Raw genomic sequence first — 4,140 nt, 5'->3', positions numbered from 1 at the left:
CCATTTATTGTAACGTTTAGATTTTGTCACATTTTATTATTTTTAAATACTTTTTAAAACGTTAAAATAGTGTTTCACTCGATTAATTATTATCTTGATATACCTTTAAAGAATTCATATGAAAAAGCATTGGCATACGCCAATGCTTTTTCATTATCTCTTTTGATTCGGTTTATGCGGTTCATTTGGAGTATATGGCTTATTTGGTTTATTTGGAGCCTCAGCCTTTTTCCAACTTACCGCTAACTCTGGACTTGTTTTTTCTTCACTACGCTCAAGTAATACTACTGCATTTTGAATAGTCGATGTACCTTTATGCGCAATCCCTTGTAATTTCGTTAAATTTCCTGATACTTTAAAGCTAAATCCACCAGCTGGTGTTTGTTTTGGAATTAAAATGCGGAACTTTTCTCCTACATTAAATTCTGTTTTTGTTTCGCCTTTTTCATTTGCAAATTTCACGCCCGCTGGTGCACCTGTTGCTTGTACTTTATACGTTCCGCTTTTTGCATTTGTTTCTACTGTATATAAACCTGTTTCAAAGAAATCATTTTTTAATACTGCTTCTTGTTCTTCTGTAGGAGTTACACTCATCGTAATTTCTTGTAACTCTTCACTAGCGCTTGCTTTTGCAACAATGTCTTTCGTTACTTTCTCTACATTTTTATTGCGGAAGTCTAAATCATTAATATCGATTTGTTTTAACGCATTCCACACTGCAAGCTGCGTTGCGTAATGTGCTTCTCTCCAATCAGAAACACCTAATTCTTGTGGACTCTTTTGTGGATATCCATTCAATAGTACACGGTATACGTTAATATCCACTTTCCCCATTTCCGGTAAATCTTGACCGCTTGGAGATTTCAAATCTACATTTAAGCAAAAAGCAATTTTGCCATCTGCCGTTTTAATAAGCTCTGTTCGAATTGGTTTCTTCTTTGACTTACTATAACTCCAATTCATTTCATACTTTGTATGGTCCATAACTTCTGCAAATGCTTTTTGAAGCGGGAATAACACAAATAAAACACTTAAAAACATAGCTAAAATCTTGAACGATTGCTTTATATTCATGTTTACAGCCCCTTATCACAAACTTAATACTAAGTAGTATTTATTTAGAAACTATTTTTATGCACAAAAAAAGAGTGCTTTTACGCACTCTTCTTTCTTACTTTAATCTTAGAAATCGAAGTTATCAGGATCCGGACCAACGCGGTGATTTTGATTTAACGCATCGATTTTTTCCATATCTTCTTTCGTTAATTCGAAATTAAATATATCGGCATTTGCAATAATGCGGTGTTCTTTCGTTGATTTTGGAATAGTGATTACTCCATTTTGAAGATCCCAACGTAAAATAACTTGCGCTGTTGTTTTACCGTGTTTCTCAGCAATTTCTTGTAATGTTTCATTATCTAATAATTGACCTTGCATAAGTGGTGACCATGCTTCCATTTGAATACCTTGTTCTTTACAGAAAGCTTGTAATTCTTTTTGTGTTAAACGAGGGTGGTATTCTACTTGGTTAATCATTGGTTTAATTTCTGCATCTTTCATTACATCTTGTAAGTGATGAATTTGGAAATTACTTACCCCAATTGCACGTACGCGTTTTTCTTTATAAAGTGTTTCTAACGCTCTCCACGTATCTTTATATTTCCCTTCTACAGGCCAATGAACAAGGTATAAATCTAAATAATCCAGCTCTAATTTTTTTAAGCTTTCTTCATATGCAGCAAGTGTCGTTTCATATCCTTGATCCGAATTCCACACTTTTGAAGTAATGAATAAATCTTCACGAGAAATGCCTGCTTCTTTTATACCCGCGCGAATTCCTTCACCTACAGCTTTTTCATTTCCGTAAATTGCAGCTGTATCAATGCTGCGGTATCCTGCTTTAATCGCCGATTTCACTGCTTCTACAAGTTCTGGTCCATCCTCTACTTTAAATACACCTAAACCGAACCAAGGCATTTCTACACCATTATTTAATACTGTTTTACTTTGTAAGTTTTTCATTTTATTTTCTCTCCTTTTATTTTACTTGATCTCTTTTTTCTAATGTCATACTCCACGCAGTTAAAACAACAGCACCTACTACCATAATTCCACCTACCCAAGCCGTATGAATTAATCCTAACGAGTTCGTTACAATACCGCCCAAGTAAGCACCAAGAGCAATTCCTGCGTTAAATGCTGCAATGTTAATCGCCGATGCTACATCAACAGCGCTAGGTACAAACCTCTCAGCTAATATAACAACATACACTTGTAGCCCTGGAACATTCATAAATGCGAATAGTCCCATGAAAATAATTGTGATGAATCCAGCGACTTTAAATGGCGCTGTAAATGTTAAAACAAATAATACAATCGCTTGAATAAAGAACATGTAAAATAACGCTCGAATCGGATTATGATTTGATAATTTTCCCCCGACCATATTCCCAATCGCAATTGCAATTCCGTATACTAACAAAATAATTGTAACGGTACTTGCTTTAAATCCTGTTACTTCTTGTAATAACGGAGATAAATACGTAAATGTTACGAACGTTCCCCCGTATCCTAATGCAGTAATAATAAATAAAAGTAACAGTCTTCCATTCGTAATCAGCTTAAATTGATCGCGAAATGATACAGACGTACCTTTTTTTAAATTAGAAGGAATTAGCATACTATTGGCGATTAAAGCAACGATTCCAATGGCCACAATAACAATAAACGAGGCCCTCCAGCCAAATTGTTGACCGATAAATGTTCCAATTGGTACACCTGTAATAGTCGCAACAGTTAAACCAGTAAACATAAATGCTATTGCACTTGCACGTTTATTCTCAGGTACAAGCGCAGCCGCAATTGTAGATCCAATTGACATAAAAACACCATGCGCAAATGCAGATACAACCCTCGCAATAAGTAACACAGTAAAACTTGTTGCTACCGCCGCAATTCCATTACCAATAATGAAAATAATCATAATCCACATTAATAACGTCTTTCGCGACATACTAGCTGTTAATGACGTTAATACTGGAGCACCAAACGCTACTCCTAATGCATATAAAGAAACAGTTAACCCCGCTGTTGTAACAGAAACATGTAAATCCTCTGAGATAGATGGTAATAAGCCGACACTAATAAATTCAGTTGTACCAATTCCAAACGCACTAATTGCTAGTGCTAATAAAGCAAACATACTTCTCCGATTCGTCTGCATAACCGAAGAAGATACTGTATATGAATTCAATTGAACTCCTCCTTAATGCGAGAAATCCAATCATAATAGTATGATAAAAAGGCCTTTTTATCTTCTACAAAAATAACTTTACTGTTGATATACGCTATTATGAATGGCTTTACTCTTTTTTTGAAGAACGCACTTAAAAGTACGATAGGTACCTAAAAGTAACATAGGCACTTTTTAGTACCGTACTACTCATTTCCCTCTTACGTATGCTATTATGGAACATATTCAACATGATAAAAAGTACGTACTTTAAAGTGCTATAGGCACTTTTTAGTAACATTTAATTATTTAGCTTCTTTTGTTGGAGAACTTAAATCTACATTCATCAAAGGAGATTTTTATATGAAGAAATACAATATTCCCGTTGAAGCGACTTTAGAGGTTATCGGTGGAAAATGGAAGGTTGTTATCCTTTGTCATCTAACGAAAGGCACAAAAAGAACGAGTGAACTAAAACGTTTAATGCCTGGGATTACACAAAAAATGTTAACTCAGCAATTACGTGAATTAGAAGACGATGGGGTTATTCAAAGAAAGGTATACAATCAAGTACCACCAAAAGTAGAATATTCACTTACAGAATACGGTTGGTCTTTAGAGTCCATTCTTGATTCTCTTTGTACTTGGGGCGAATGCCATCTTGAAAAAAGCGGTAACACATCGATGCTAATTGTAGAAGGTGAATAATAGGAAAAAGGAAAAAACGAACATGAATTTGTTCATTTTTTCCTTTTTTTCTTTATATGTATATACATTTCTAACTGGAACAAAATATTTTATACGCTTTCATACCTTGTCAGCACTACGTTATACACTCAATATCAAATAATTAGGAATCATTTTTATGTTAACATAGGTGTATATAGTATATAATATAGGATATATAT

General features: G+C 34.4%; 4 protein-coding genes. 1 reads left to right on the top strand and 3 read right to left on the bottom strand.

The annotated features are described in order from the left end of the window. Positions 1-153: 153 nt before the first annotated feature. The 3 genes from ABWK52_RS20100 to ABWK52_RS20090 form a co-directional block, all read right to left on the bottom strand. Positions 154-1,074 carry a thioester domain-containing protein gene (locus tag ABWK52_RS20100; RefSeq protein WP_001022515.1) on the bottom strand — a complete coding sequence of 307 codons (921 nt, stop codon included), beginning with the start codon at positions 1,072-1,074 and terminating at the stop codon, positions 154-156. Positions 1,075-1,182: 108 nt separating this feature from the next. Further along, positions 1,183-2,022: an aldo/keto reductase gene (locus ABWK52_RS20095; RefSeq protein WP_000793550.1), complete on the bottom strand. Its 840-nt coding sequence runs from the start codon at positions 2,020-2,022 to the stop codon at positions 1,183-1,185. 16 nt (positions 2,023-2,038) lie between these two features. Continuing rightward, positions 2,039-3,223, bottom strand: a complete 1,185-nt coding sequence (locus ABWK52_RS20090; RefSeq protein ID WP_167754514.1) for an MFS transporter — start codon at positions 3,221-3,223, stop codon at positions 2,039-2,041. Positions 3,224-3,595: 372 nt separating this feature from the next. On the opposite strand from ABWK52_RS20090, the gene ABWK52_RS20085 reads away from it, so the two are divergent. Further along, complete coding sequence (locus ABWK52_RS20085; protein WP_000760475.1) at positions 3,596-3,940, top strand: winged helix-turn-helix transcriptional regulator; 345 nt, start codon at positions 3,596-3,598, stop codon at positions 3,938-3,940. Positions 3,941-4,140 lie beyond the last annotated feature (200 nt).

Source organism: Bacillus sp. AP50, assembly GCF_040492675.1.
GTDB classification, from domain to species: Bacteria; Bacillota; Bacilli; order Bacillales; family Bacillaceae_G; genus Bacillus_A; species Bacillus_A cereus.
Note: the sequence above shows the minus strand (reverse complement) of the source record. Positions and strands in the feature narration are given on the sequence as shown.